Below are 25,441 nucleotides of genomic sequence, written 5' to 3'. Positions count from 1 at the left end.
GCGGCTGCGGTAACGCATTCTGATCCAAAGGAGTTGTCATGCTCAGTCGTTCTGCCGATTTACCGCGCATTGTCATCGTTGGCGGTGGCGCCGGGGGCCTGGAGCTGGCCACCCGCCTGGGCCGCCAGCTGGGCCTGCGCCACCGTGCCCGCATCGTCCTGGTGGACGGGTCGCCCACCCACATCTGGAAGCCCTTGCTGCACGAGGTGGCCACCGGCGTGCTCAACAGCGGCGAGGACGAGGTGAACTACTTCGCCCACGGCTACCACAACGGTTACGACTTCGAGTTCGGTTACATGCAGGGGCTGGATCGCCAGCAGCGGCTGATCCGCCTGGGCGCCATCCACGGCAGCGACGGTCAGCAGCTAAGCCCGCCACGCGACATCGGCTACGACTGGCTGGTGCTGGCGGTGGGGGCGCAGAGCAATGATTTCGGCACCCCCGGCGTGGCCGAGCACGCCTTGCAGCTGAACACGCCGCAGGACGCCGAGCGCCTGCGCCACCGCCTGCTGGAGCTGGCCTTCTGTTGCAGCAGCGGCCAGCAGCCGGGGCTGGATATCGCCATCGTCGGCGGCGGCGCCACCGGCGTGGAGCTGGCGGCCGAACTGAACCACACTGTGCGCGAAATGCACGTCTATGGTGCCCGGCTGCAGCCGGCGCAGGTACACATCAGCGTGATCGAAGGGGCCGAGCGCATCCTGGCCGCCGCGCCGCCGTCGCTGTCGGCCTACGCCGAAGAACAGTTGGCCGCACGCCATGTGCGTGTGCTCACCCGCAGCCGGGTGGCGGCGGTGACCGCCGACGGCGTGCAGCTGCAGGACGGCAGTACGGTAGCGGCCGACATGACGGTATGGGCGGCTGGGGTAAAAGCGCCAGCCTGGCTGGCCCAGCTGGATGGCCTGGCGGTGAACGGCCTGAACCAGTTGCAGGTAGACGCCCAGTTGCGCTGCGTAGCCAGCGAGAACATTGTGGCCATGGGTGACTGCGCAGCTTGCCTGGGGCCGGATGGCCGCCCGCTACCGGCCACCGCGCAAGTGGCGCACCAGCAAGCGCAGTGGCTGGCCGGTGCGCTGCAAGCCTGGCTGCAACAGCAGTCGGCAGCCGACTTTGCCTTTAAGCCGCAGGGCATGATGGTGTCGCTGGGCAAGCACACTGCGGTGGGTAGCCTGGCGGCCATTGTCGGCCCCAAGCGCGATTACTACGTGGAAGGGCGCGGTGCCAAGCTGATCTACGCCTCGCTGTACCGCATGCACCAGGCAGTGGTGCACGGCTGGTGGCTGGCCGGGCTGCTGTGGGTAGGGGATCGCCTGCGCAGGGTGGCAAAGCCTGCGCTGAAGCTGCACTGAGTGACTAGCCATGCCACAAGGCCGCCCACGGGCGGCTTTGTGGCATTTGTGCTGCGCGGCCAAGAAAAGGCTTGTCTTTGTGAAAACAATATATAAAAATATATATCGTAAAACAATTGATTGAATGGAGCACGCCATGAGCCACAACTACCAAGACCTTACCGCCACCTTGTCTACCAAGCTGGCCGACTTGCGCCGCGAAATCCCCGACACCATGAAAGGCTTCGGCCAGATGAGCCGCGCCGCGCTGGCGGATAGTGCGCTAAGCAGCAAGCACAAGGAGCTGATTGCCATGGGGATTGGCATTGCCGCCCGCTGCCAGGGCTGTCTGGGGTTTCACGCCAAGGCACTGGTGGAGCTGGGTTGCAGTCGTGCCGAATTCATGGAAATGCTGCAAGTGGCGGTGTATATGGGCGGTGGCCCATCGCTGATGACGGCTGCCGAGGCACTGCTGGCGTACGAGAGTTTTGGTGGCGAGTTGGCCGCATAAGTGCTACCCGACGACGCAGCAAGGGCGGCCGTGGCCGCCCTTGCTGTTTGTGCGATCCTGCACGGCTAGCCGTGCCAGTGCTGCCAGCCCCATAACAGGATGGCGGCAGCGAGCAGCCAGCACAGCGTGGCCAGCAACAAGGTGGTAGCCAGCGGCACACGCACACTCAGCCAATATACCGCCAGCAGGTAGGCAGCGTAGGGCAGCAGCGAGCATAGGCCGAACAGGGCGGTTTGTTGCAGGTCGGCGGCGCTGCGGCTGCGGCCAACCATATAGTGTGCAATCAGGGCAAAGGTGGGAAACAGCGGTACCAGCCCGGCGACAAAGAAATCGCGGCTGTCGGACAGCCACTGGATCAACAGCACTGCCAGCGCGCCCAGCAGGCACTTGCCCAGCAGGGCGATATCCATCAGCTGCCCAGCAAGGCGGCCACGACTTTGCGGTCTTCTGCCAGCAGGATGTTGTAAGTGCGGCAGGCCGCGCTGGTGTCCATCACTTCTACCCCGATACCGGCATTGGTCAGCGCCGCACTCAGGCGCGGGTGCGGGAAGCGCAGCGTGGGGCCGCTGCCAAAAATCACCAGCTCAGGCTGCAGCGCCAGCAGCTGGGCAAAGTGCGCCTCTTCGAGCGCCGCAAAGTTGGCCGGCGCCCACGGTGTAATGCTGTCAGCGCTGACTACCAGGCTGCCTTCATGGCGTTCGCGGTTGATCTCGACATAGCCCGCGCCGTGCGCGGTAAACAGGTTGGCACCTGCAGTTTTGGCTTCGTGCAGCTTCATGATGAAATCCTGTTGGCTGGTGTAGTGCAGTGCACCACGGTTTGGGATAGGATTATACCCCGCCTGGCCAGAATGCCAGGGCCGGATAAGCCCGCCGCTTGCGGCATAAAACAGGACAAAAGCAACGCTGCCCGCCACACGGGCAGCACGCCAAACAGACGGTATCGCCCCCCATGCAGCCCATCCAGAAATCACAGAAACTTGCCAACGTCTGCTACGACATTCGCGGCCCGGTGCTCGAACACGCCAAGCGCATGGAAGAAGAAGGCCACCGCATCATCAAGCTGAACATCGGCAACCCGGCGCCTTTCGGTTTCTTTGCCCCGGACGAGATCATCGAAGACGTGATCGTCAACCTGCAAAACGCCTCCGGCTACTGTGATTCCAAGGGGCTGTTTGCCGCGCGCAAGGCCATCATGCACTACGCGCAGCAGAAGCACCTGCCGCAGGTCGGCATGGAAGACATCTACATCGGCAATGGCGTATCCGAGCTGATTGTAATGGCCATGCAAGCGCTGCTGGACAATGGCGACGAAGTGCTGGTGCCGGCGCCGGATTACCCGCTGTGGACCGCCGCCGTCAGCCTGGCCGGCGGCCAGCCGGTGCACTACCTGTGCGACGAAAACGACGGCTGGATGCCGTCCATCGCCGACATCCGCGCCAAGATCACGCCGCGTACCAAGGCGCTGGTCATCATCAACCCGAACAACCCTACCGGCGCGCTGTACCCGGATCACGTGCTGCAACAGCTGGTAGAGGTGGCGCGCGAGTTCGGCCTGCTGCTGTACGCCGACGAAATCTACGACAAGGTACTGTACGACGGCGCCACCCACACCTCTATCGCCTCGCTGGCGCCAGACCTGATGGTGTGCACCTTCAACGGCCTGTCAAAAAACTACCGTGCCTGCGGCTACCGCGCCGGCTGGATGATTTTGTCCGGCGACAAGCGCCGCGCCAAAGACTATATCGAAGGCCTGAACATGCTGGCCTCGATGCGTCTGTGCGCCAACGTGCCGGCGCAGTACGCCATCCAGACCGCGCTGGGCGGCTACCAGAGCATCGACGACCTGGTGGCACCGGGCGGCCGCCTCGCGCGCCAGCGCGACTTGGCCTACAAGCTGCTCACCGATATTCCGGGCGTGAGCTGCGTCAAGCCGCAAGGCGCGCTGTACCTGTTCCCGCGGCTGGAGCCGGCGATTTACCCGATCGAGGACGATCAGCAGTTCATCCTGGAGCTGTTGCAGCAAGAGCGCGTGTTGCTGGTGCAGGGTAGCGGCTTCAACTGGATTGCGCCGGATCACTTCCGCGTGGTATTCCTACCTAATAGCGACGATCTGACCGAAGCCATCGGCCGTATCGCCCGCTTCCTGGAAAACTACCGCAAACGCCACGGTACCGCATGAACACACTTGCCCGCGCCGCACTGCAGCACCGTCTGGTCAAGCGCCAGGCGCGGGTGAGGCATCATTAAAAAAAGGGGCGTGCGCGCCCCTTTGTGCTGTCTGCGGCCAACCCAGGGTTGGCCGCAGCGCAGAAATAAAAAGCTGGATAAACAAACCAGCAGCTGCCACTGGCAGCAGGCCGACGTGCCAGGGAAATTTGAAAACCGAAACAGCAGGAGTATTCAACAATGAAGCCGATCAATATTGGCCTGATGGGGGTGGGAACAGTCGGTGGCGGTGTCGCCACCGTATTGAAGCGTAACGCGGAAGAAATCAGCCGCCGTGCCGGCCGCGACATCCGTCTGACGATTGCTTCCCGCCGCAATGTAGAGCAAGCCCGCGAGCTGGTGGGTGCCGACGTGACCGTGGTGGCCGACGCCTTCGCCGTGGTAAACCACCCGGACGTGGACATCGTGGTGGAGCTGATCGGTGGCGATACCGTGGCCAAGGAGCTGGTACTGCAGGCTATCGCCAACGGCAAGCACGTGGTGACTGCCAACAAAAAGCTGCTGGCGGTACACGGCAACGAGATTTTTGCCCGCGCGCAGGAAAAAGGCGTGATGGTGGCGTTTGAAGCGGCGGTAGCCGGCGGCATCCCCATCATCAAGGCGCTGCGCGAAGGCCTGTCGGCCAACCGTATCGAATGGCTGGCTGGCATCATTAACGGTACCTCCAACTTCATTCTCAGCGAAATGCGCGAGAAGGGTGCCGACTTTGCCGACGTGCTGAAAGAAGCACAGGCACTGGGCTACGCCGAAGCCGACCCGACTTTTGACGTGGAAGGCCACGACGCTGGCCACAAGCTCACCATCATGGCGGCCATTGCTTTCGGTATTCCGATGCACTTCGACCAGTGTTATCTGGAAGGCATCAGCCAGCTGGCCGGCAAGGACATCCAGTACGCCGAAGAGCTGGGCTACCGCGTGAAACTGCTGGGCCTGACCCGCCGCACCGAACAAGGCGTCGAGCTGCGCGTGCACCCCACGCTGATCCCCGAGCAACAGCTGATTGCCAACGTGAATGGTGTGATGAACGCGGTACTGGTGCGTGGCGACGCCATCGGCCAGGCATTGTTCAACGGCCCGGGCGCCGGTGCACTGCCCACCGCCTCGGCCGTGGTGGCGGATATTGTCGACGTGGCCCGTCTGCTGACCTCCGACCCGGAGCACCGCGTGCCGCACCTGGCCTTCCAGCCGGACCAGCTCAAAGACCTGCCTATCCTGCCGATGGGCGAGGTAGTGAGCAGCTACTACCTGCGCATCCAGGCCATCGACCGTGCCGGCGTAATGGCCGACATTACGCGCCTGCTGGCCGAGAACGGTATCTCTATCGAAGCGCTGATCCAGAAAGGCTCCGCTGCCGATGGTTCGGCCGAGATCGTGATCCTCACGCACCGCGTGCTGGAAAAAGCGGCCAACGCCGCCATTGCCGCCATCGAGGCGCTGGACAGCGTAGCGGGCAAGGTAGTGCGCCTGCGCATGGAAGAGCTCAATGGTTAAGCGCCTGCTTATCCTGTTGGCCGCCAGCAGCCTGCTGGCGGGCTGCGCCACGCTGGCCCCGCGCCAGCTGGCACAGGACCGGCTGAACGATGCGTGCCGCAGCAAGATTGCCAGCACGCCGCTGCTGCCTTTGCTGAGCTCGCAAAGCAAGATCAATGGCTATTGCAGCTGCGCCAGCGACAAGCTGGTGTCCGGCCTGAGCAACAGCGAGCTGCTGGAAGTGTCGGCCAAAGGCAAAGACATTCTGGCCGAGCCTGCCTGGCAGGGCCGTTTGCTCAATGTGGGCCTGCAATGCCTGAACACACTGGTTCGATAACATGAAATACATCAGCACCCGTGGCGGCATGGCGCCGCTTTCGTTTTCCGACACTATCCTGATGGGCCTGGCACCGGACGGCGGCCTGGCGCTGCCGGAAAGCTACCCGCAGGTTGGCCGCGCCCAGCTGGATGCCTGGCGCGACCTGTCCTACGCCGAGCTGGCGTTCGAGATCATCCGCCTGTTTGCTACAGATATTCCAGAAGCCGACCTCAAGGCCATTCTGGACCACACCTACACCGCCGAGGTATACGGCAGCGAGGCCATCACCCCGGTGAAACGCCTGCACGACGGCCTGGTGATTCTGGAGCTGTCCAACGGCCCAACGCTGGCGTTCAAGGACATGGCCATGCAGTTCCTGGGCAACCTGTTCGAGTACGTGCTGGCCAAGAAGGGTGAACAGCTGAACATCGTGGGCGCCACCTCCGGCGATACCGGTTCGGCGGCCGAGTACGCCATGCGCGGCAAGAAGGGCATCAACGTGTTCATGCTGAGTCCGGACGGCCTGATGAGCCCGTTCCAGCGCGCGCAGATGTACAGCCTGCAGGACGCCAACATCCACAACATCGCCATCAAAGGCATGTTCGACGATTGCCAGGACATCGTGAAGGCAGTGCAGAACGACCATGCCTTCAAAAGCCAGTACAAGATCGGCACCGTCAACTCCATCAACTGGGCGCGTGTGGTGGCGCAGGTGGTGTACTACTTCAAGGGCTACTTCAACGCCACCAGTAGCAACGACGAGCAAGTCAGCTTCTGCGTGCCGTCCGGTAACTTCGGCAACGTTTGCGCCGGCCACATCGCCCGCCAGATGGGCTTGCCGGTACAACGCCTGATCGTGGCCACCAACGAAAACGACGTACTGGACGAGTTCTTCAAGACCGGCCGTTACCAGCCGCGTGGCACCGCCAATACCTGGGTAACGTCCAGCCCGTCGATGGACATCTCCAAGGCGTCCAACTTCGAGCGTTTCGTGTTCGACCTGCTGGGCCGTGACGGCGCTGCCGTGGCAGCACTGTGGGCCGAGGTAGACGCCGGCCGCGGTTTCGACCTGGGCGACAAGCTGGCGCAGATGCGCGAGCAGTTCGGTTTTGTGTCCGGCAAGAGCAGCCACGCCGACCGTCTGGCCACCATCCGCACCGTAGACGCCGAAGACCAGGTGGTGGTAGATACGCATACCGCCGACGGCATCAAGGTGGCGCGCGAAGTGCGCCTGCCGGGCGAAACGATTGTGTGCCTGGAAACCGCGCTGCCGGCCAAGTTTGCCGACACCATCCGCGAGGCGCTGAACCGCGACGCACCGCGCCCGGACGGCTTCGAGGGCCTGGAAGACCTGCCGCAAAAGGTAACGGTGTTCGACGCCGACGCCGATGCGGTGAAGGCCTACGTACGCCAGGCGCTGGGCTGAGCAATCGCAGCCTGAACCTACAACCCCTTCCTGCCGGAAGGGGTTTTTCTTTATGGTGATGCGGCAAAGAAAAAGCCCGCCAGACAGTGGCGGGCGTGGCTAAGGTTGGCCGCATCAGAAGCTGGCGGCCAGACCCAGGTTGTAGCGCGTGCCATTGCCGCCTTTTTGCCCACTGCTGCCGCTGGCCTGGATATAGCCATTCATGCCTTTACCCAGCGAGACGGTGGCGCCGGTTTGCCATTCCGCCCAGCTGCGGTCTGGTTGGCTGCCGCTGACAGTGAACTCGCCCTGGGTACCGAATACCCCGCTTTGCAGCATGCGTGCGTCGTCGTTTTGTTCTTGTTTCATGCTGATCATCAGGTAAGGGGTGATGGTGCCCAGCGACGCTTGCAGCTCCCAGCCCGCCTGCAGGACGGTGGAGTCCAGCACCTGTTTGCCAAAGCGCATGCTGGTACTCTGGTTGGCGTGCTCGCTGAAGGCGGCCACATGGCCGCGCTGCATGGCGACGCCGGCAAAGGGGCCGGTGCGCAGATGGCCTTGCTGCATGCGGTAGCCGGCGGTCAGGCGCAGGCCGTTGTGGTTGGCGCGCGTGCTGCCGGTTTCCTGGCGCTTGACGCTGCCCAGGTCGGCCACACGGCGCGTATCGATATCGGCAACGCCCAGGGTGGCGTCGCCATCCAGCCATAGCGCGCCGCTGCGGTAGTTGGCGCTGGCGCTCATCAGGCTGTGCTGGCTGTCATAGCTGCCCAGCTTGCCTACGCTGGTGTCGAGCTTGCCCTGGGTGAAGGCCATCCCTACGCTGAGGGACGGGGTGAACTGGTAGTCCACGCCCACGGTCAGCAGCTCGCCCTTGGCCTGCTCACCGTTGCGGCCAACGTCCTGCTTGCCGCCGGTCACGCTGCTGAATGCCCCGACAGTACCTACGGCGCGCGGTTCATGGTCCAGCGCACGGGCGCGGGCATCCAGGGTGCTGCCCAGCCGGCTGCTGGCGGCGGCCGGCACATTGGCCAGCGCTTCGGCAAAGTAGGGCGCTTGCAGCAGGCTGGCAAAATAGTTGCCCAGCAGGGCGTGGGTGGTAGGCGTGGGGTGGCGGTCGTCGGCAAACAGGTAGCTCAGGCTGCCGGTGACGTTGGCAGTGGTGCAGATCAGCGACGAGGTAGTACCGCACGCCGGGCCGGTAACGTTGTCGATACCGTAGGCTGCCGGGTTGGCCAGTACTTCGGCAAACAGGGCGTTGACGTTGGCGCGCACGACATTGGCACCCGTGGCGGAGATGGCACCATCGGCCGAGGTGTTATAGAGGGTGGACAGGTTGTTCAGGCCGGTTTTGCTGGTGTTGTAGCCGTCGGTAACCTGGGTGAGCCGGCTATCGAAAGTACTGCCGCTGGTAGCGCCACCGCTAAGTGCTGCTGCCAGTGCTGCCAGCGCCTTGTTTGTCAGGGCGGTTTGCGAGGCGGAGGTGGGCGTGGCTTCGCTGCGCAGAACGCCCGCCACGATACCTTTCAGCGTGTTTCTGGTGCTTTCGTCGGTAGTTGCCCCATCGATAACGGCATACATTGCTGCCGGGGTATTGCCGAAAGAAGGCAGGTTGGGGGCGATGATCAGTTTGGCACCTGCCTTGTTCAGTACGCCAATCTGGGTGGCCAGGCTGTTGGCAGCGGCGGTCGCCACGGTGGAAGCATTGCTGCTGCCGGCACCCGCTGCGGTAGGAATGTCGTTGCCGCCGCTCCAGACAAAGTACACTGCATTCGGATTGGCCTTGCCACCATTGGCAGACAGGTAGTCTTGTACTTGCTGCGGCAGGTCGCGGATGTCCAGCCCGCCGGGGCCGGCGGTTTGTGTACTGCTGCTATTGGGTAGCGTTGCGCCGGTAGCGTAGGTAACCGATTGGGCCCCGCCTTGGGCAAAGTTATTGCCTGTCTTTTGTACGGTTAGGTCAGCATTGTTCACCGAGACGGTGAGTCCTAATCTGCCTGCCAGAATATTGGCGTGGTTGGCCGCATTATTGGTTGTCCAGCGTGCGTCGGCTGGCAAGATGATGAAGCCGCCGGAACCATTGGGATAGGCTTGGCCACCAAAGGCACCGGTGTCGGTGAGGCTGTCACCAAAGAAATAGATATTGCTGTAGCTGCTGCCAGCGAAAGCAGCAGGCGAAAGCAGGGCAGCCATGACGGCGGCGCGCAGAGTAGTGCGCATGGTGTAGCTCCTCGTGTTGTGTCTGGCGTGTTGCCAGAGGTTTTTTGTATTTTTTAGAGCATAAGCTCGTTTGTTGTGGTTAATTGAAACAATTGTTCGATAGGGCCGTATTGGCCGACCGTTTGTTGTACTGGCGTTACAATCAGGATATGAATAGACACAAACTTCTATGGTTGCCAGGCAGCTTGCTGCTGGCGGCGGCAGTGTTGGCGGCCGAGACGCGGCTACCGGAAAAGGCGGCAGAAGTATTCCTGCAAAGCCAGAAGGGGGACGACGGCTATGCATACCGCCTGGCTGCGCCGCGCCAGAAGGCAGCCATGCCGAATTGCCCACAAGATTTGCAGGCAGGCTGGCCGGCAGGCAGTAGTGCGCCACGTAGCCAGCTGGAAGTGAGTTGTGCAGCAGCCGGCTGGACTTTGCGGCTGCCGGTTGCGGCGAGCGAGCTACCGGTAGCGGTAGTGACGACACGGCTGGTACGCAGCGGCGAGGTACTACAGGCGGCAGATATCCGTCTGGCCGCTATCAATCGCAACCAGACATCGCAAGGGCTACGCGACGTGCAGCTGGTAATCGGCCGTATGGTGACCGCTACCTTGCCGGCGGGTACCGTACTGCAGGGCGGGCAGCTGCGCCTGCCTTATGTTGTCAAAATGAATCAGCCGGTGCGCCTGCAGGCAAAAGGCGATGGTTTCGTCATCGGTAGTGACGCTACCGCGCTGGGTAACGCTGGCGTGGGCGAGCGCGTGAATGTGCGTGCTGGAAACGGCAAGGTGGTTTCTGGCATCGTGGAAGCGGATGGTAGTGTTTCGGTATTCGTGCCCTAAAAAAAGCGTCAAGTTTCGGATTTTTCGGGCGATAATAGAAATAACCGATAAAAAGCAGTGCAGGTAAATCATGAAAATCGACAACTCAGGCAAGGTTGCAGCCAGCTACGCTGCCCCCAGCCGTACCAGCCCGAAAGAAAGCGATGCAAGTGCCAAGGCATCTTCGCGTGCCGATGGCGGTGAAAGCGTTGCGATCAATCCGTTTGCCAGCCGCCTGCAGGGCATGGAGCAGGCTGCAGCAGCAGCCCCGGCTTTCGATGCCGACAAAGTAGCCTCGATCAAGGCTGCCATCGCTGCCGGCGAGTTCAAGATCAACCCCGGTGCTATCGCCGATAGCCTGATTGCTTCTGCGCAGGAGCTGCTGGCGCGGTAAACTGGCACGCCAGGGTTGTAAACCGGACTGATGCAAATGGATGTAGCGGTATTTCTGGCCTCGTGCCAGTCTGAAATGGCCTTGCTGGAAACGTTGCAGTCGATACTGCAGCAGGAACAGCAGGCCATTTTGCGTATGGACGCTTTTCAGATTGAAGAGCTTGCGCAACAAAAAATGCAGCAGCTGACGCAGCTTTCAGGGTTGCGCGCGCAGCGCCTTGCCTTGCAGCAGGCTGCAGGGTTGGCGCAGCAGGATGACTGGCTGCCATGGTTGCAGCAGGCTCCTGGCGAGGTGCAGCAATGCTGGCAGGCGCTTGAGCTTGCACTATTGCGTCTGAAAGCGTTGAATGACCTGAATGCCAGCATGGCCGACGAGCGTATGCGTTTTGCCACGGCAGTCATCGACTCCCTTCGTAGTGCCATGCAAGGCGTGGATGGCTATGGCCGTCACGGCACCCTGTCTTCCGGTGTAGGTGGCTCCCGCCGCCTGGGGTCCGCCTGAGCGCAGCTGCCCGCCTGATGACGGTTTTGTGGTATCTTCCTTCGCGGGCCACAACCAATACCTTTCCGCAGACCCATGACCCTGATTTCACTTATCGCCGCGCTGGTTCTGGAGCAATTCCGCCCATTGGGTAACCGTAACCGGGTACTGTTGCTGTTCATCCGTTACGCCAACCATCTGGAGCGCACCCTGAACGCGGGTTACAACCGTCATGGCGTGCTGGCTTGGCTGGCAGCCATGTTGCCTGTGCTGTTGCTGGCGGGCGGCGGGTTTTACCTGCTGTGTGCGATCAGCCCGGTACTGGGGTTTGTATGGAACGTGCTGGTGCTGTACCTGACCATGGGCTTTCGCCATTTCTCCAGCTACTTCTCTGAAATTTCCCTGGCACTCAATGATGGCCAGGAGCTGGAGGCCAAGCAGGCACTGGCCAGCTGGACCAATCAGCCGACGGCCGAGCTGAGTATTGGTGAAGTATCCCGCCTGGCGATAGAGCAAGGGGTGGTAGACAGCTACCGCCACGTGTTTGGCACCATGTTCTGGTTTGTGTTGTTGCCTGGCCCGACAGGGGCTGTGTTGTACCGTTTCACCCAGCTGCTGGCCCAGAAATGGGGTGGCCGTGCTGCGGATGACTTGTTCGGCCGCTTTGCCGGCCGCGCGGGTGAATGGCTGGACTGGTTGCCGGTACGTTTGACTGCCGCAAGCTTTGCCGTAATGGGCGACTTTGAAGATGCGGTTTACTGCTGGCGCTCGCAGGCGAAAACCTGGGGCAATTACGCCACCGGTATTCTGCTGGCTTCTGCTGCCGGCGCGCTGGGTGTCAAGCTGGGCGACCCGCTGCGCCAAAACTACACCATCAATTTCCGCCCCGAGCTGGGTGTGGGTGATGAAGCCGACCCGCAATACCTGAAGAGTGCGGTGGGTCTGGTATGGCGCACGGTACTGCTGTGGCTGTTTGTCATTCTGCTGATCAGTGTGGTCAGCCTGTTCGGCTAGGGCCGGACGCATGATGCGCCGCCAGGCACTGGCGGCGCTTCGCTTTTTAATCGTTTATAAACGGCTTTGCCCAATAAAGCGGGCAAGGCTGATGGAGTTCCTGACATGTCGTTTGCCGAGCTAGGCCTGGCACCTGAAATCCTGCGTGCCATCGACGAAATGGGGTACTCGGAAGCTACCCCCATCCAGGCCAAGGCCATTCCACTGGTGTTGTCCGGCCGTGATTTGCTGGCAGCCGCCCAAACCGGTACAGGCAAGACTGCTGCATTCTTGCTGCCTATCCTGGAGCGTCTGAAAAAGTTTGCCAACCCCAGCGTTTCGCCAGCCATGCACCCGGTGCGTGCGCTGATTCTGTCGCCCACACGTGAGCTGGCCGACCAGATTGGCGTAAATGCCAAGGCGTATACCAAATACCTGCCGCTACGTACAACCACCGTGTACGGCGGCATGAATATGGACCCGCAGGTCGCCGAGCTGCGCCGTGGCATCGAAATCGTCATCGCCACCCCGGGCCGCCTGCTGGACCACATCCAGCAAAAAACCATCCAGCTGAACAAGGTAGACGTGCTGGTACTGGACGAAGCCGACCGTATGCTGGACATGGGCTTTATCCAGGACATCCGCAAGATCATGTCGCTGCTGCCCAAAGAGCGCCAGACCCTGCTGTTCTCCGCTACCTTCGCGCCCGAGATCAAAAGGTTGGCCGCAGACTTCATGCGCGACCCGCAAACGGTGGAAGTGGCCCGCCAGAACTCGACCAACGCCCAGGTCGAGCAGCTGGTGTTTGCCGTAGACGGTTTCCGCAAGCGCGCCTTGCTGTCGCACCTGATTCGCCAGCGCGAAATGAGCCAAGTCATTGTGTTCTGCAAGACCAAGATTTCGGCCGACCAGCTGTCGCGCGACCTGAAGCGCGACGGCCACGCCGCCGAAGCCATCCACGGCGACAAGGCGCAGAGCGCCCGTCTGGAAACGCTGGAGCGCTTCAAGAGCGGCGAAGTCAAAGTACTGGTAGCCACCGACGTGGCGGCCCGTGGTCTGGACATTTCCGAGCTGCCATTCGTAGTGAACTACGAAATGCCGAACTCGCCGGAAGACTACGTTCACCGCATTGGCCGTACCGGCCGTGCTGGTGCCTCCGGTGTGGCCATCTCGCTGATGAGCCCGGACGAGACGCGCCAGCACGAGGCGATCGAAAAGCTGACCCGCCAAACCTTGCCGCCGCTGCCGCTGCCTGAGGGTTTTGGTGGCCGCCCACCGCGTGACGAGGCCGACAGTGCGCCGCGTCGCGAGCGTAGCGAACGCCCGGAACGCAGCGAGCGTGCCGAGCGCACCGACCGTCCGGACGCCCCGCGCCGTAGCGAACGCGCCGAGCGTGGCGAGCGTAGCCCGTCGCTGTATGGCGATAAGCCCCGTCGCGATAGCCGCCACGTGCCGGATAGCCGTGACGCACGCGATACACACGACGAAGGCGAAGGCCGCAAGACGGTGAAGCTGGGCATTGGCGGGCGTATCCTGCCGCAACGCCAGCGCGAAGTGCCTGCACTGTTGCTGCCGCCGCGTTACAAGGTAGAGCGCTGAGCTGCCGCTCAATATACAAGCCACCTTCGGGTGGCTTTTTTGCGTCTGCGGCCAACGTTGGCCGCAAAAAAAGCGGCCACACGGGCCGCTAAAAGAAGCAACAACTGCAATCAGACAAAGATCACCAGCGCGGCCATGGCGCCGTGTGCGCCCATCACCAGGCTTTGTTCGATATCGGCCGTGCGCGAGCTGCCGCTGATGAAGCCGCCAAAGCCCTGCTCGCGGATGGCAATGCGGCGGTAGGCGTCACGCATGGTATCCACAATGGCGTCGCGCGGCACCACCAGCACCAGCTTCTGGGTCAGGAAGTAGATCGAGCGCCACTGGTTGTTGGCGTGGCTGACCCATACCGCGGCGCTTTCGGCCACTGCCAGCTCGCCGGGTACGACGGCCACGTCCACGTCGTGCCAGGCGTGCGGGCTGGGGCTTTCTTCGTGGCTTTCTGCCGTCAGGTCTACCAGGCGGCCGTGTTGCGGCCAACGTTGGTGCACCACGCTTTGCACGCTGTCGCCGTCGGCCAGCTGTACGGCGTCGCCGCCCAGGTTGCGTACCAGGGTGCGGAAGGCGTCGAACTTGTCGTCAAAGGTGATGAACGGCACCGCGTCGATGTCCGGCAGCGCCGGGCCTTGCGGGCGGTTCTGGCGCAGCCGCGCCAGGATCTGTTCTCGGCTGCTCATGACTTTTTCTCCTGACGGGCTTGCCACATTTCCTTGAAGCTTTGTTCCGGCATTTCCGGCAGCGCACGGCCGGGGCGCGACCATGCACTATGGCGGGTGAGGTTCTCCGGCACGATGGGTACCACTTTGCGCATCACCTTGCCGCCGGCGTCCATCAGCGACGGGTGCTGGGTGAGGAAGCGCATCGCCAGCAGGCCCATTTTCTTGGCCGGCTTCAGCGTGCCGGCGTCGAAGGCGCGCTTGCGCTGCAACACCAGTTGCTCGTGCAGGTTGATTTTTACCGGGCACACATTGCTGCATGAGCCGCAAGTGGTACAGGCAAATGCCATGCTGCCGTGCTTTTTGATGTCGCGGCTGGGGCCCAGGGTAGAACCGATGGGGCCGGGAATGATGTAGCTGTAGCTGTGGCCGGTACTGCGGCGGTACACCGGGCAGGTGTTCATGCAGGCGCCGCAGCGGATGCAGCGTAGGCTCTGGTAGAAGTCGTCGTTGCCCAGGATGTCGCTGCGGCCGTTGTCCACGATCACGATGTGCATCTGGCCACCGGGGCGGGCGCGGTGGAAGTGCGAGGTGTAGGTGGTAATCGGTGAGCCGATGGCCGAGCGCGCCAGCAGGCGTGTGAACACGCCCAGGTGTTCCAGCCGCGGAATGATTTTTTCCAGGCCCATGCTGGCGATGTGGATAGGCGGCAGCGCGGTGCCGAGGTCGGCGTTGCCTTCGTTGGTACACACCACCACGCCACCGGTTTCGGCGATGGCGAAGTTCACGCCGGTCAGGCCGGCGTCGGCGGTGAGGAAATGCTCGCGCAGGTTGGCGCGCGCGGCGTGGGTGAGGTAGGTGGGGTCGTTATTGCCCGCCTCGGTGCCCAGCTCGCGGTGGAACAGCTCGGAGATCTGTTCTTTTTTCAGGTGGATGGCCGGCATCACGATGTGGCTGGGCGGCTCTTGCCGCAGCTGCACGATGCGCTCGCCCAGGTCGGTATCGATTACCTCGATGCCGTGCTGCTCCAGATAGGGGTTTAGCCCGCACTCTTCGGTGAGCATGGACTTGGACTTCACCAGCTTCTTCACGCCCCCGGCGGCCAGAATGCCGTGCACGATGCGGTTGTGCTCGTCAGCGTCGGCCGCCCAGTGCACGGTGACGCCGTTTTTCTCGGCGTTGGCCTGGAACTGCTGCAGGTAGTCGTCCAGCCGCGACAGCGTGTGCGCCTTGATCTGCTGCGCCAGTGCACGCAGTTGTTCCCATTCCGGCAGCTGCTTGGCCTGCATGTCGCGCTTCTGGCGTACCCACCAGATGGCGCTGTCGTGCCAGCGCGCCTGTTCGCGGTCTTGCAGGAAAGCGGCGGCGGCTTCGGCGTGGTGGATATTATCGTTTTTCATGCTGCGCCCCCGCGACCGGTGAGGATTTCCACGATGTGCAGCGGGCGGATCGGGCGGCAGCGGTGGCGGATGATGCCGCCCATGTGCATCAGGCACGACGGGTCGGCGCCGACGATGAACTGCGCTCCGGTGGCTTCGTGTTGTGCTACGCGGTCTTCGCCCATGGCCACCGACACTTCCGGCTCGTCCACACTGAAGGTGCCGCCAAAGCCGCAGCATTCGTCACGGCGTTCCGGCTGCTTGACCTCGATGCCGTCTACCAGCTGCAGGATGCGTTCTAGCCGCGAGTGGTAGGGGATCATCAGCTCGGACGGCGCGGCGTGGCCCAGCTCGCGCAGGCCGTGGCAGCTCTGGTGGATGGACACGGTATGCGGGAAGTACACCGGCTTGGGCAGCTTTTCCACCTTCAGCACGTCTTGCAGAAACTCCACGATCTCGTAGATGCGCGGCTGCAGCGCCTGGTAGTCGGCGTTGTCGGCGATATACCACGGGTAGTGGTGCTTGACGTGCGCTGTACAGCTGCCGGACGGTGACACCACGTAGTCGTAGTCTTTGAAAATGCCGGTGAAACGGTGCGCTGCATCGCAGGCGCCGTGGCTGTCGCCGTTATTGCTTAAAGGTTGGCCGCAACAGGACTGGGCCAGCGGGTAGTGTACGTCTACGCCGTAGCCTTCCAGCAGCTCGGCAGTAGCCATGGCTACGTGCGGGTACAGTTCGTTGACAAAACAGGGTATGAAAAGGGCGACTTTCATGGCGGTGTGCAGTTCTCCGGCGCAATGCCCGCTAGGGCTTGTCCTGATTAAAGCCCCACCTGCGCCGGATGCCAATGCGGATTTACCCTTGCGCCAGCGCTATACCGGGTCGATGTGGGTCATCACGTCCAGTACGGGGTGGCTGGCTACGACGCGCTGGCGTGCATTGGCCGCGATATCGTGCCCCTCGCGCACGCTGAGCTTACCGTCTATCTCCAGATGTACGTCTACCTGGACATGGTCGCCCAGGCGGCGGGTGCGCAGGTCGTGTATGCCTTGTACGCCGGGGGTTTCCAGTAGCGCTTGCTGGATCGCAGCTACCGTATCGTCGTCGGCAGCACGGTCCATCAGGTCGTGCAGGGCGTCCCAGGCAAACTGCCAGCCGGTGCGGCCAACCATGAAGCCAACCAATGCGGCGGCCAACGGGTCCAGCCAAGTGTAGCCCAGCAGGTTACCGCCAATACCGACTGCCACCACTAGCGAGGACGCAGCATCCGCCCGTGCGTGCCAGGCGTTAGCCACCAGCATGCTGGATTTCACGCGGGTAGCTACCGCCAGCATGTAGCGGAACAGGCTCTCTTTTGAAACCAGGGTAAACAGCGCGACGTACAGTGCCAGCGGGTGGACGGGCGACAGCGCCGTATGGCTGATGATCTTGTTGCCGGCGCCCCATAGCATGCTGCAACCTGCGGCCAACAGCAGGGTGCCCAATACCAGCGAGGCGGCAGTTTCGTAGCGGTAGTGGCCGTACTGGTGGTCGTGGTCCGGTGCCTTGCTGCTGTGTTTGCGCGCCAGCAGCGCGACAAAGTCTGCCAGCAGGTCGGACAGCGAGTGCAGTGCATCAGCCACCAGCGCCTGCGAGCCAGCCCATACGCCGGCGAGCAGCTGGGCGATGGTCAGCACGATATTGACCGCTACGCTGACCCACAGGCTACGTTGGGCGGCGTGGTGTTGCGGGCTGTGGGTTGGGCTGGTCATGGTATCGTCGCAAAAAGCAGCAGTGTGATGTAGATGGCTGATGGCAAGCTTAAGGCTGCTGGCCGCTGTCGTGGCTGGCATCCGGCTCGTCCAGCGGTGGTAGCGTGCTTAACAGGTCGGCCAGCAGGCTTTGCGTCAGCCACGGCGGGACATCCTGAATGTGCCACCCGGCCTTTTCCGCGCATAGTGCCAGGGTGCGCAGGAAACGGTGAAAGCCAGGGCGGTTTTGTCGCATATTGATGTTTTGCTGCCCGACGGTAAAGCTGATGCTGGCGTAGTCGCTGCCTGCCTGCGCATCCAGCCCGGTGCATACCGGCACGCTACCGCTGGCGGGGAGTGTCGGGGAGTTCTGTGCAAACTTCATGCCGCCGCCCATGCCAGGCTGGTCTGCCAGATCTTCTTCGTTCATGGCCATACGGTGCTCCAGCGCAATGCGCTGTTCGCTGCTGCCGGCTCCGGGTATGCCTTCGCCCGGCACGGCGCGGGCAAACAGGGCGGCAATATCGCGCAGGATGGACTGGGTAAGGTAGCGTGTCAGCCATAGCTGGTGGCCGCCGGGCTGGATCAATACCAGCAGGCGGTCTTCGGCTTCGAAGTAGGTAAAGGATAGGCTCATGCCACGATGGTAAGCCTTGACGGCGGCGACTGCAAAGGTTGGCCGCAGGCCGTGCGCTGCGCGCATAATGCGGGGCATGGATACCCTACACCCTTATACCGCGCTGACCCCCGACCTGATGCTGGACGCCGTGGAAAGTACCGGCTTGCGCTGCGATGGCCGCATGCTGGCACTGAACAGCTATGAAAACCGTGTCTATCAGGTGGGCATGGAAGACGGCCCGCTGCTGATTGCCAAGTTTTACCGGCCAGGACGCTGGCAGGACGCCCAGATTCTGGAAGAGCACACCTTTGCCAGCCAGTTGCAAGACGCCGAAATCCCGGTAGTGGCGCCGCTGGCGTTTGCCGGCCAGACACTATTGCAATGGCAGGGCTTTCGCTTTGCCCTGTTTCCCCGGCGCGGCGGCCGTGCGCCCGAGCTGGAAGACGAGGCCACGCTGGAGTGGCTGGGGCGGTTTTTGGGGCGCATTCATGCTATTGGCCGCAGCCAGGCTTACCTCACGCGCCCGGCGCTCACGGTGCAAACCTTTGGCCACGATGCCTTGCGTATTATCGAAACAGGCGGACATCTGCCCAAACATCTGGCCGCGCGCTTTGGCCAGGTAGCGCAGGCGGTCATCGGCATGGCCGAGGCGGCCTTTGCCAGCTTGCCTGCGCTGACCCTGCTGCGTACCCATGGCGACTGTCACGCCGGTAATGTGATGTGGACGCCTGACGGCCCGCACTTTGTTGACCTGGACGACAGCCGCATGGCGCCGGCTATCCAGGATATCTGGATGTTGCTTAGCGGCGAGCGCGAGCAGCAGTCGGCGCAGTTGGCCGCGATTCTGGCCGGCTACGAGGAGTTTTGTGATCTGGATTACCGCGAGCTGCGGCTGATCGAGCCGCTGCGCAGCCTGCGTTTGCTGCATTACTGTGCCTGGCTGTCGGCACGTTGGGCAGACCCGGCCTTCCCGGCCGCCTTCCCGTGGTTTGGTAGTGAACACTACTGGTTGGAGCGCATCACCGAGCTGGAGCAGCAGCTGGAAGCCATGAAACAGCCGCCTTTGTGGTCTATGCCGGCCTGATGTTTATCTGATAGCTGGCGCTGCGGCCGGGCTGCCCGAGCTTATTGGTGCAGCAGGGCATTCACTGCCTTGAGCAACAGCGGGGGTTGCAGTGGTTTGGTGAGCCACGCGGTTGCCCCGGCGGCGCGGCCGGCGGCTTTCATGCTGTCGCTAAGCTCGGTGGTAACCATGATGACCGGTGTTTGCGCCAGTGGCGGGCGCTGGCGCAGTGTGCGGATGAATTCCAGCCCGTTCATCTCGGGCATATTCAGGTCGCTGATGATCAGCGACGGGGTGTATTTATCCAGCTGTAGCAAGCCTGCTTTGCCATTTTCTGCCTGCACTACCTTATAACCGGCCTCGCTGAGTGTTTCGAAAGAGATCTGTCTGAGTACCGGCGAATCGTCTACCACCAGGATAATGTGTTTCATGGTCTGCCCCGTCTGCCTGGTGCGGCTGTGTTTATCTTTTGGCTGCTTCTCTTACCATGCTAGTTGGCCGCATAAGTCTGTCAAATGATGCGTACAGTTGCTGCTGCTTTTCAATGGTATTTTGTATCCATTGAACAGTTGGCCTATTCATGACGCATGGCAGCAAAAAAGCAGGCCAAATGCGCTACAAGTGCCTTGCCATAAGGGGGTGTATCGGGACAGAATCATTGTCCGACATCCCAACCCTATTCAAGAAAATAAAACATGGCACTTATCGTACAAAAGTACGGCGGTACCTCGATGGGCTCCCCTGAGCGCATCAAGAACGTGGCCCGCCGTGTCGCCAAATGGAAAGCCCAGGGACATGATGTAGTGGTGGTGGTTTCGGCCATGAGTGGTGAAACCAACCGCCTGATCGCCCTGGCTAAAGAGCTGCAAGAGTACCCGGACCCACGCGAGCTCGACGTGGTGATTTCTACCGGCGAGCAAGTCACCATCGGCCTGTTGGCCATGGCGCTGAAAGAAATCGGCGTGAATGCCAAGAGCTACTGCGGCTGGCAGGTGCGTGTGGTGACCGATAGTGCCCACACCAAGGCCCGCATCCAGTCCATCGACGAAGCAGCCATGCGCGCCGACCTGAACGCTGGCCGCGTGGTTGTCGTGGCCGGTTTCCAGGGTCTGGACGAAGACGGCAATATCACCACGCTGGGCCGTGGCGGTTCCGACACCTCGGCCGTGGCCATGGCTGCGGCGCTGAAGGCGGATGAGTGCCAGATCTATACCGATGTGGATGGCGTGTATACCACCGACCCGCGCGTGGTACCGGAAGCCCGCCGCCTGAAGACCATCACCTTTGAGGAGATGATCGAGATGGCTAGCCTGGGCTCCAAGATTCTGCAGATCCGCTCTGTCGAGTTTGCCGGCAAATACAAAGTACGCCTGCGCGTGCTCTCCAGCTTTGAAGACGAGGGCGAAGGCACACTGATTACGTTTGAGGAAGATGAGAACATGGAAAAGGCCGTAGTGGCAGGTATTGCGTTTGACCGTAACGAAGCACGCATCAACGTAAAAGGCGTACCGGACAAGCCGGGCATCGCTTACCAGATTCTGGGCCCGATCGCCGATGCCAACATCGAAGTGGACATGATCATCCAGAATGTTGGCGAGAACGGTACCACCGACTTCTCCTTTACCGTGCCGCGCGGAGAATACCAGCAGGCACTGGCTATCCTGCGTGATGTGCAGACCCACATCGGCGCCGGCAAGATCGACTCCGACGACAAGGTAGCCAAAGTGTCCATCGTCGGCGTAGGCATGCGTTCGCACTGCGGTGTGGCTTCCACCATGTTCCGCACCCTGGCGGAAGAGGGCATCAATATCCAGATGATCTCTACCTCCGAAATCAAGGTGTCGGTACTGATCGACGAGAAGTACCTGGAGCTGGCCGTACGCGTGCTGCACAAGGTGTTTGGTCTGGATCAGCCTGCATAGGCAAAATTATTGCAAGTAGTGGTTGACAGAACGCTAAGTGTTAATTAATATGGCGTTCTGTTGACGGAGAAATGGCCGAGAGGTCGAAGGCACTTCCCTGCTAAGGAAGCATACGGGCTTAAACCTGTATCGAGGGTTCGAATCCCTCTTTCTCCGCCACACAGCGCACCCGTAGCTCAGTTGGATAGAGTATTTGGCTACGAACCAAAGGGTCGGGCGTTCGAATCGCTCCGGGTGCGCCACTAGGTCCCCATCGTCTAGAGGCCTAGGACATCGCCCTTTCACGGCGGTAACCGGGGTTCGAATCCCCGTGGGGACGCCAGTTTCAGTAAAAAAGCCACCTTCGGGTGGCTTTTTTGCGTTTGGCGTTTTGTGGCCAGGCGGTAGCGAGACATAACCTGGCGCGCTTGTGATGTGATGTCACGACATGAAAAAGCCCTTCCTGAATCGGAAGGGTTTTTTCCGTGTTAGCTCAGCTTAACGCCGTGCCAGGCAGCGCTGGTAGCGGCCATCGACACGGTCGGCAAACCAGGCCGTGGTGAGCTTGCGGGTGATTTTGGGGCTTTGCAGGCGGATTTCCGGCATGATCTCGCGCGCCACTTTGCGACCCTGGCTTTGGTCGGCGAGTTGCATCACACGGCCATACAGCGCGGTCTGGGTGAAACCGGCGCTCTTTTCCTGCTTCAGGTCGCGCAGCATGTCGGCGTCGCTCAAGCCCAGGCGGGCGCGCAACTTGGCCAGTGCCAGCTGGGTGCTGCTGCTGTCGCTGCCGGGTTGGCCGTTCTTGTAACGTAACAAGTCGCCATCCAGTGCCAGTTTGCTGCCGCTGAGCTTGGCCACCGCCTGCTGGAAGGCTGCGTTACGGCTGGCGTAGCGCCCGGCGTTGAAATCGGCAAAGCGATAGCGCATGTCGGTATAAGGCGCCGGGTATTGCAGCAGGATGGCGCTGCCAAAATAAACGCCACCTTTGCGGCTGAATACTTCATCACGGATGCTGCCGTTGCGGGCATAGGGGTAGGGCCAGGCGCGTACGTGCGCTTCGGCAAACTCCACGCTGACTTGCATGGGGCCGCCGGTGCGTATGGGGTTTTTCATGCCCATGGGCAGGCCCAGCTTTTGCCCTTCGGCCGACATGTCCTCGAACAGGTCGTTCATTTCTTTTTCGGTGCGCAGATTGTCGATGCGCTCCTTGTAGCTCTGGCCGTTCGGCGACTTTTTCAGCAAAGCGGTTTTCACTACCGGCAGTGGTACATAGTAGTTACCTGCTTTGTCACCGATCTTGCCCCAGACAATTTTGGGCAGGCCTGGTACCACAGGGTCGGCCTGGAATGTGGATTCCTGCTCGATGACGGCGATGACCGCGCAGTAGTTCTCGGCGGTGTGCGGTATCTGCAAGGCGCTGAAGGCCGATACCAGATCGTCGCGCCAGCCATTGCGGGGTTTCACGTAGTCGGGCAGCAGCTTGTCCAGCAAGGCTTTGGGGTTGGCCGCAACCGGTTTGGCCGGTGCCACCACGACAGCAGGTGGCACTACCACGACAGGCGGCGTCACCACCGGCGGGCTGCTTGCCGGTGCTTGAGGCAAGGGCTGGCTACTTACCGGCGGTAACGGGGCTGCCGGCTGGTTTTGCTGCAGGATGGGGGCGGGTACCGGCTGGCTGGCCAGCGGGCTGACCGGGGTGGCGCAAGCGGCCAACATGCCGCTGCTGCCTAGCAGGCAGAGGAGTTTTTTCATGATGCGGGGCCTGAATGCAATGCGGCATTCTAGCCCACCGGGCCTTAGCTGTATCGCTTCAGGATGCGTTGGTATTCGCCATTTTGCTGGATCAGCTTCAGGCCCTGGTTAAAGGCGTCACGCAGCGTAGGCTGCCTGAATAGCACCCGGTAGGGCAGCTTGATGAAAATATCGTGATAGCTGACGGGCAGGGGGGCCTCGCCAAAGTCGGTCTGCATGCGCTTGTTCATGTAATTGAAGATGCGGTAGTCGGCCACGACCACATCGATGCTGCCGCGGTATAGCAGGCGGTTCTGGTCTATCTGGTTGCCGGTTTCGTGGTAGTCCGGGTGTTTGGCTGCGAGGGCGGCAAACTCGGCACCCAGATATTGTCCGGCCAAGGGGAATGCCGAGATGCTGTAGTTGGTCAGATCTGCTACGCGGTGGATCTCCAGGCGGCGGTGAGTCAGTGTAATAGCCTTGTCTTCATAGCTGATATACACATCCGAATACGCCCCTTTCGCGCCAGACTCCGGCACGATGGTGGCTACCGCGTCTATCTTGCGGTCAGCCAGAGCTTGCGGCAGGCGCTTTTGCGACAGGAATACCGGCTTCATCTCGTAGTGCTGGCTTTTGAGTGCTGCCCGGATGATGTCCAGTTCGATGCCGGCTTCCAGTTGTGGAATCACATAAGGTTCCAGCGATTCGCCGAATGCCACTGCCACCGTGGTTTGGCGGGTGCTGGCCAAGGTGGCCTGGCCGAGCAGAAGCACTAGTACAGCCGTCAATACGCGGGGAATGGGAGCCATGGTGAGCGCAGTCTAAAGTGTGAATCGGTGGCTGGCTTGTTCCAGCTTCTGTGTGGTTTGGTCGGCAACCCGAATCAGGCCGTACAGCCGGTCGACTGCCTCTTGCTGATTATGCGTATCTTGCAGCACTTCGCCCAATTCTTGCTGTACTTCCTGCCGCAGCTGCTGGCTGCCTTGTATCTGTTCTACGACGTGCTGCAGTGCCTGCCCCAGAGAATTGATGCTTTCTTGCAGGGCACTCACGCTATGACTGGCCTGTTGCACCTTGTCCAGCCCCTGTTCGGATTGGGCCAGACCCTGGCGAATACTCATGGCTGCCTCGGTGGTAGAGCGCTGTACCGTACCCAGGATGTCGTTGATGCTGCCGGTGGATTGCGCCGTACGTTCTGCCAGCTTGCGCACCTCGTCCGCGACTACCGCAAAGCCACGGCCGCTTTCGCCGGCGCGTGCCGCCTCGATGGCCGCATTCAGGGCCAGCAGGTTGGTTTGTTCGGCAATCTCGTGAATGGTGTTGGCCACACCGACAATCTGGCCTGCCTTCTGGGTAAGCTCATCCAGTAATACCGTGGTTTCGCGCACGGTTTCTACTACATTGGCCAGTACTTCACTGCTTTGCTGCAAGTCACGGCCACTGTTACCTGCCGATTCGATGGCGGCGACCGAGGTGGACGCAGAGTGTTCGCTGTCATTGGCCAAACGTGCCAGCGTATTGGTCAGCGATTGTACTTGCGCGCTCATCTGGCCAATGCGCTCGCGCTGGCGGCTGGCAAGCTGCTGCACTTGTGCCGCCTCGTGCTGGATATCCTGCTCGTTGCCCTGTAGCTCGCCAGCGGCGTTCTGCATCTGCACGATCAGCTGCTGCAGGCTGTGGCGCATGTCTTCCGTGCTTTGGCCTATTTGCCCCAGCTCGTTGTCCGGCTGGGGGGGCAGTGTCAGATTGAGCTGCCCTTTGGCCAGCCCCGCCATGGCTTTACGCAGCTGGTTGACACTATTGCGCTGTTGGTGGCTGATCTGGTGCACCAGGGCAATAGACAGCAGTAATACCAGTGCAATCGTGCCACCCAGAAACAGTCTGCCCTGGTGCACTAGCTGTTCGGCACGCTTTTCCTCTTCGGCCAGCAGGGTATTTTCGCGTTTCACCAGCTTGTCGATCTCATAGCGGTGCTGCTGGTAATGGTTGGCCAGCTGGGTAAGCACGCTGCGGGTATCTTGCTCGGCCAGCCGCTGCGGGAAATATTGCTCGCGCGCCAGTTTGAAAAACTCGCGGGCAGGCTTGTCGGATGCGGTCAGCAACAAGCGCTGGCTTTCGTCGTTCAGCGGCATGCGCTGCCAATACTCGTGGCGCGCCTGGAACTCTTTTTCCAGCTCCAGCACACGATCCTGATAGGTACGCACGGCAGACAGGCTCTGGCTATGCTGCGCCTGCATGACTACCAGATAAGATTCGATGATGTAGCGAGGTGGCGGCAGGATATCCGCAATCAGGTCTTTGCCTTGCACAATGCGGCTATAGGCGGGGCCGTTGATACGCAGCTCTTCCAGCTGTCGCCACGACATGCCACCGGTGAGCATGAGCCCGATGCCAACAATCGATAAAACCAGCAGAAACTGGGCCCTGATGGATAAACGAGCCAACCACGAATAAGCGGGCATGCTGATGTACTCGGCAATAGTGTTAAATCATTATCGAATACTAAAGAATAGTGAGCAAATTACTTAATGGTATTTTGTGATTCTATTGTGGCATAGCAAGAAATCCAGCTTGGCTACAGGGTTATTTTCTCGCTATGTTGATGAAAGAAAAGC

The 25,441-nt window shown here is 61.3% G+C and carries 25 protein-coding genes and 3 tRNA genes; 16 read left to right on the top strand and 12 right to left on the bottom strand.

Going from position 1 to position 25,441, the window contains the following annotated elements; genetic code table 11:
* The first annotated feature begins 38 nt into the window (after nt 1-38).
* Complete coding sequence (locus tag LCH97_RS09265) at nt 39-1,346, top strand: NAD(P)/FAD-dependent oxidoreductase (protein ID WP_227301483.1); 1,308 nt, start codon at nt 39-41, stop codon at nt 1,344-1,346.
* Between the two features lie 136 nt (nt 1,347-1,482).
* Nucleotides 1,483-1,836 carry a carboxymuconolactone decarboxylase family protein gene (locus tag LCH97_RS09260; protein ID WP_227301482.1) on the top strand — a complete coding sequence of 118 codons (354 nt, stop codon included), beginning with the start codon at nt 1,483-1,485 and terminating at the stop codon, nt 1,834-1,836.
* 65 nt (nt 1,837-1,901) lie between these two features.
* On the opposite strand, the gene LCH97_RS09255 is transcribed toward LCH97_RS09260, so the two are convergent.
* Complete coding sequence (locus LCH97_RS09255) at nt 1,902-2,246, bottom strand: GlpM family protein (protein ID WP_227301481.1); 345 nt, start codon at nt 2,244-2,246, stop codon at nt 1,902-1,904.
* A complete protein-coding gene (locus LCH97_RS09250; RefSeq protein ID WP_227301480.1) occupies nt 2,246-2,614 on the bottom strand; it encodes an Mth938-like domain-containing protein in 369 nt (122 codons plus the stop codon). The genes LCH97_RS09255 and LCH97_RS09250 overlap by 1 nt, the downstream gene beginning before the upstream one ends.
* 173 nt (nt 2,615-2,787) lie before the next feature.
* On the opposite strand from LCH97_RS09250, the gene LCH97_RS09245 reads away from it, so the two are divergent.
* From LCH97_RS09245 to thrC, 4 genes are all read left to right on the top strand, one after another.
* Nucleotides 2,788-4,017, top strand: coding sequence for a pyridoxal phosphate-dependent aminotransferase (locus tag LCH97_RS09245; RefSeq protein ID WP_227301479.1), 1,230 nt, complete (start codon nt 2,788-2,790; stop codon nt 4,015-4,017).
* A 227-nt stretch (nt 4,018-4,244) separates the two neighbouring features.
* Nucleotides 4,245-5,555, top strand: a complete 1,311-nt coding sequence (locus tag LCH97_RS09240) for a homoserine dehydrogenase (protein ID WP_017508167.1) — start codon at nt 4,245-4,247, stop codon at nt 5,553-5,555.
* Nucleotides 5,548-5,871: a hypothetical protein gene (locus tag LCH97_RS09235; RefSeq protein ID WP_017508166.1), complete on the top strand. Its 324-nt coding sequence runs from the start codon at nt 5,548-5,550 to the stop codon at nt 5,869-5,871. Before LCH97_RS09240 ends, LCH97_RS09235 begins: the two co-directional genes overlap by 8 nt.
* 1 nt (nt 5,872) lies before the next feature.
* Nucleotides 5,873-7,279 carry a threonine synthase gene (gene thrC, locus LCH97_RS09230; RefSeq protein ID WP_227301478.1) on the top strand — a complete coding sequence of 469 codons (1,407 nt, stop codon included), beginning with the start codon at nt 5,873-5,875 and terminating at the stop codon, nt 7,277-7,279.
* 114 nt (nt 7,280-7,393) lie between these two features.
* On the opposite strand, the gene LCH97_RS09225 is transcribed toward thrC, so the two are convergent.
* Nucleotides 7,394-9,475, bottom strand: a complete 2,082-nt coding sequence (locus tag LCH97_RS09225; protein WP_227301477.1) for an autotransporter domain-containing protein — start codon at nt 9,473-9,475, stop codon at nt 7,394-7,396.
* Nucleotides 9,476-9,624: 149 nt separating this feature from the next.
* Here LCH97_RS09225 and flgA point away from each other — a divergent pair, with 149 nt between their 5' ends.
* The 5 genes from flgA (at nt 9,625) to LCH97_RS09200 (ending at nt 13,744) form a co-directional block, all read left to right on the top strand.
* Nucleotides 9,625-10,299: a flagellar basal body P-ring formation chaperone FlgA gene (gene flgA, locus LCH97_RS09220; RefSeq protein WP_227301476.1), complete on the top strand. Its 675-nt coding sequence runs from the start codon at nt 9,625-9,627 to the stop codon at nt 10,297-10,299.
* Between the two features lie 70 nt (nt 10,300-10,369).
* Nucleotides 10,370-10,672, top strand: coding sequence for a flagellar biosynthesis anti-sigma factor FlgM (gene flgM, locus LCH97_RS09215; protein WP_017508162.1), 303 nt, complete (start codon nt 10,370-10,372; stop codon nt 10,670-10,672).
* Nucleotides 10,673-10,708: 36 nt separating this feature from the next.
* Nucleotides 10,709-11,173, top strand: a complete 465-nt coding sequence (locus LCH97_RS09210; protein WP_227301475.1) for a flagella synthesis protein FlgN — start codon at nt 10,709-10,711, stop codon at nt 11,171-11,173.
* Nucleotides 11,174-11,248: 75 nt separating this feature from the next.
* Complete coding sequence (locus LCH97_RS09205) at nt 11,249-12,166, top strand: CobD/CbiB family protein (RefSeq protein ID WP_017508160.1); 918 nt, start codon at nt 11,249-11,251, stop codon at nt 12,164-12,166.
* Nucleotides 12,167-12,271: 105 nt separating this feature from the next.
* A complete protein-coding gene (locus LCH97_RS09200; RefSeq protein WP_227301474.1) occupies nt 12,272-13,744 on the top strand; it encodes a DEAD/DEAH box helicase in 1,473 nt (490 codons plus the stop codon).
* Between the two features lie 110 nt (nt 13,745-13,854).
* On the opposite strand, the gene LCH97_RS09195 is transcribed toward LCH97_RS09200, so the two are convergent.
* From LCH97_RS09195 to LCH97_RS09175, 5 genes are all read right to left on the bottom strand, one after another.
* Nucleotides 13,855-14,421 carry an LUD domain-containing protein gene (locus LCH97_RS09195; protein ID WP_227301473.1) on the bottom strand — a complete coding sequence of 189 codons (567 nt, stop codon included), beginning with the start codon at nt 14,419-14,421 and terminating at the stop codon, nt 13,855-13,857.
* Nucleotides 14,418-15,800, bottom strand: a complete 1,383-nt coding sequence (locus LCH97_RS09190; protein ID WP_227301472.1) for a lactate utilization protein B — start codon at nt 15,798-15,800, stop codon at nt 14,418-14,420. Before LCH97_RS09190 ends, LCH97_RS09195 begins: the two co-directional genes overlap by 4 nt.
* Nucleotides 15,797-16,552 (bottom strand): (Fe-S)-binding protein, encoded by a 756-nt coding sequence (locus LCH97_RS09185; RefSeq protein ID WP_227301471.1) that lies wholly within the window; start codon nt 16,550-16,552, stop codon nt 15,797-15,799. Before LCH97_RS09185 ends, LCH97_RS09190 begins: the two co-directional genes overlap by 4 nt.
* Nucleotides 16,553-16,651: 99 nt before the next feature.
* The gene (locus LCH97_RS09180) at nt 16,652-17,530 is read right to left on the bottom strand and encodes a cation diffusion facilitator family transporter (protein WP_227301470.1); all 879 of its coding nucleotides are present in this window, start codon (nt 17,528-17,530) and stop codon (nt 16,652-16,654) included.
* A 49-nt stretch (nt 17,531-17,579) separates the two neighbouring features.
* On the bottom strand, nt 17,580-18,224 hold the full coding sequence (locus LCH97_RS09175) for a hypothetical protein (RefSeq protein ID WP_227301469.1): 645 nt from the start codon (nt 18,222-18,224) through the stop codon (nt 17,580-17,582).
* Here LCH97_RS09175 and LCH97_RS09170 point away from each other — a divergent pair.
* On the top strand, nt 18,223-19,212 hold the full coding sequence (locus LCH97_RS09170) for a serine/threonine protein kinase (protein ID WP_227301468.1): 990 nt from the start codon (nt 18,223-18,225) through the stop codon (nt 19,210-19,212). The genes LCH97_RS09175 and LCH97_RS09170 overlap by 2 nt on opposite strands.
* 41 nt (nt 19,213-19,253) lie before the next feature.
* On the opposite strand, the gene LCH97_RS09165 is transcribed toward LCH97_RS09170, so the two are convergent.
* Nucleotides 19,254-19,622, bottom strand: a complete 369-nt coding sequence (locus LCH97_RS09165; RefSeq protein ID WP_227301467.1) for a response regulator — start codon at nt 19,620-19,622, stop codon at nt 19,254-19,256.
* Nucleotides 19,623-19,886: 264 nt separating this feature from the next.
* Between LCH97_RS09165 and LCH97_RS09160 the strand changes: the two genes are divergently transcribed.
* From LCH97_RS09160 to LCH97_RS09145, 4 genes are all read left to right on the top strand, one after another.
* Nucleotides 19,887-21,113: an aspartate kinase gene (locus LCH97_RS09160; RefSeq protein ID WP_017508151.1), complete on the top strand. Its 1,227-nt coding sequence runs from the start codon at nt 19,887-19,889 to the stop codon at nt 21,111-21,113.
* 65 nt (nt 21,114-21,178) lie between these two features.
* Nucleotides 21,179-21,272, top strand: a tRNA-Ser gene (locus tag LCH97_RS09155).
* Between the two features lie 6 nt (nt 21,273-21,278).
* Nucleotides 21,279-21,355: transfer RNA gene (locus LCH97_RS09150), tRNA-Arg, on the top strand.
* 4 nt (nt 21,356-21,359) lie between these two features.
* Nucleotides 21,360-21,435: transfer RNA gene (locus LCH97_RS09145), tRNA-Glu, on the top strand.
* A 155-nt stretch (nt 21,436-21,590) separates the two neighbouring features.
* Here the strand turns inward: LCH97_RS09145 and LCH97_RS09140 are convergent.
* Genes LCH97_RS09140 through LCH97_RS09130 form a run of 3 tightly spaced genes read right to left on the bottom strand, consistent with a single transcriptional unit; the run spans nt 21,591 to nt 25,207 of the window.
* The gene (locus LCH97_RS09140) at nt 21,591-22,847 is read right to left on the bottom strand and encodes a DUF1615 domain-containing protein (RefSeq protein ID WP_227301466.1); all 1,257 of its coding nucleotides are present in this window, start codon (nt 22,845-22,847) and stop codon (nt 21,591-21,593) included.
* Between the two features lie 44 nt (nt 22,848-22,891).
* A complete protein-coding gene (locus LCH97_RS09135) occupies nt 22,892-23,599 on the bottom strand; it encodes an ABC transporter substrate-binding protein (protein WP_227301465.1) in 708 nt (235 codons plus the stop codon).
* 48 nt (nt 23,600-23,647) lie between these two features.
* Nucleotides 23,648-25,207: a methyl-accepting chemotaxis protein gene (locus tag LCH97_RS09130; RefSeq protein WP_227301464.1), complete on the bottom strand. Its 1,560-nt coding sequence runs from the start codon at nt 25,205-25,207 to the stop codon at nt 23,648-23,650.
* Between the last annotated feature and the right edge of the window lie 234 nt (nt 25,208-25,441).

The sequence above is a fragment of the Vogesella sp. XCS3 genome (assembly GCF_020616155.1).
Taxonomy (GTDB): Bacteria; Pseudomonadota; Gammaproteobacteria; order Burkholderiales; family Chromobacteriaceae; genus Vogesella.
This window is presented reverse-complemented; position numbering and strand designations above follow the sequence as displayed.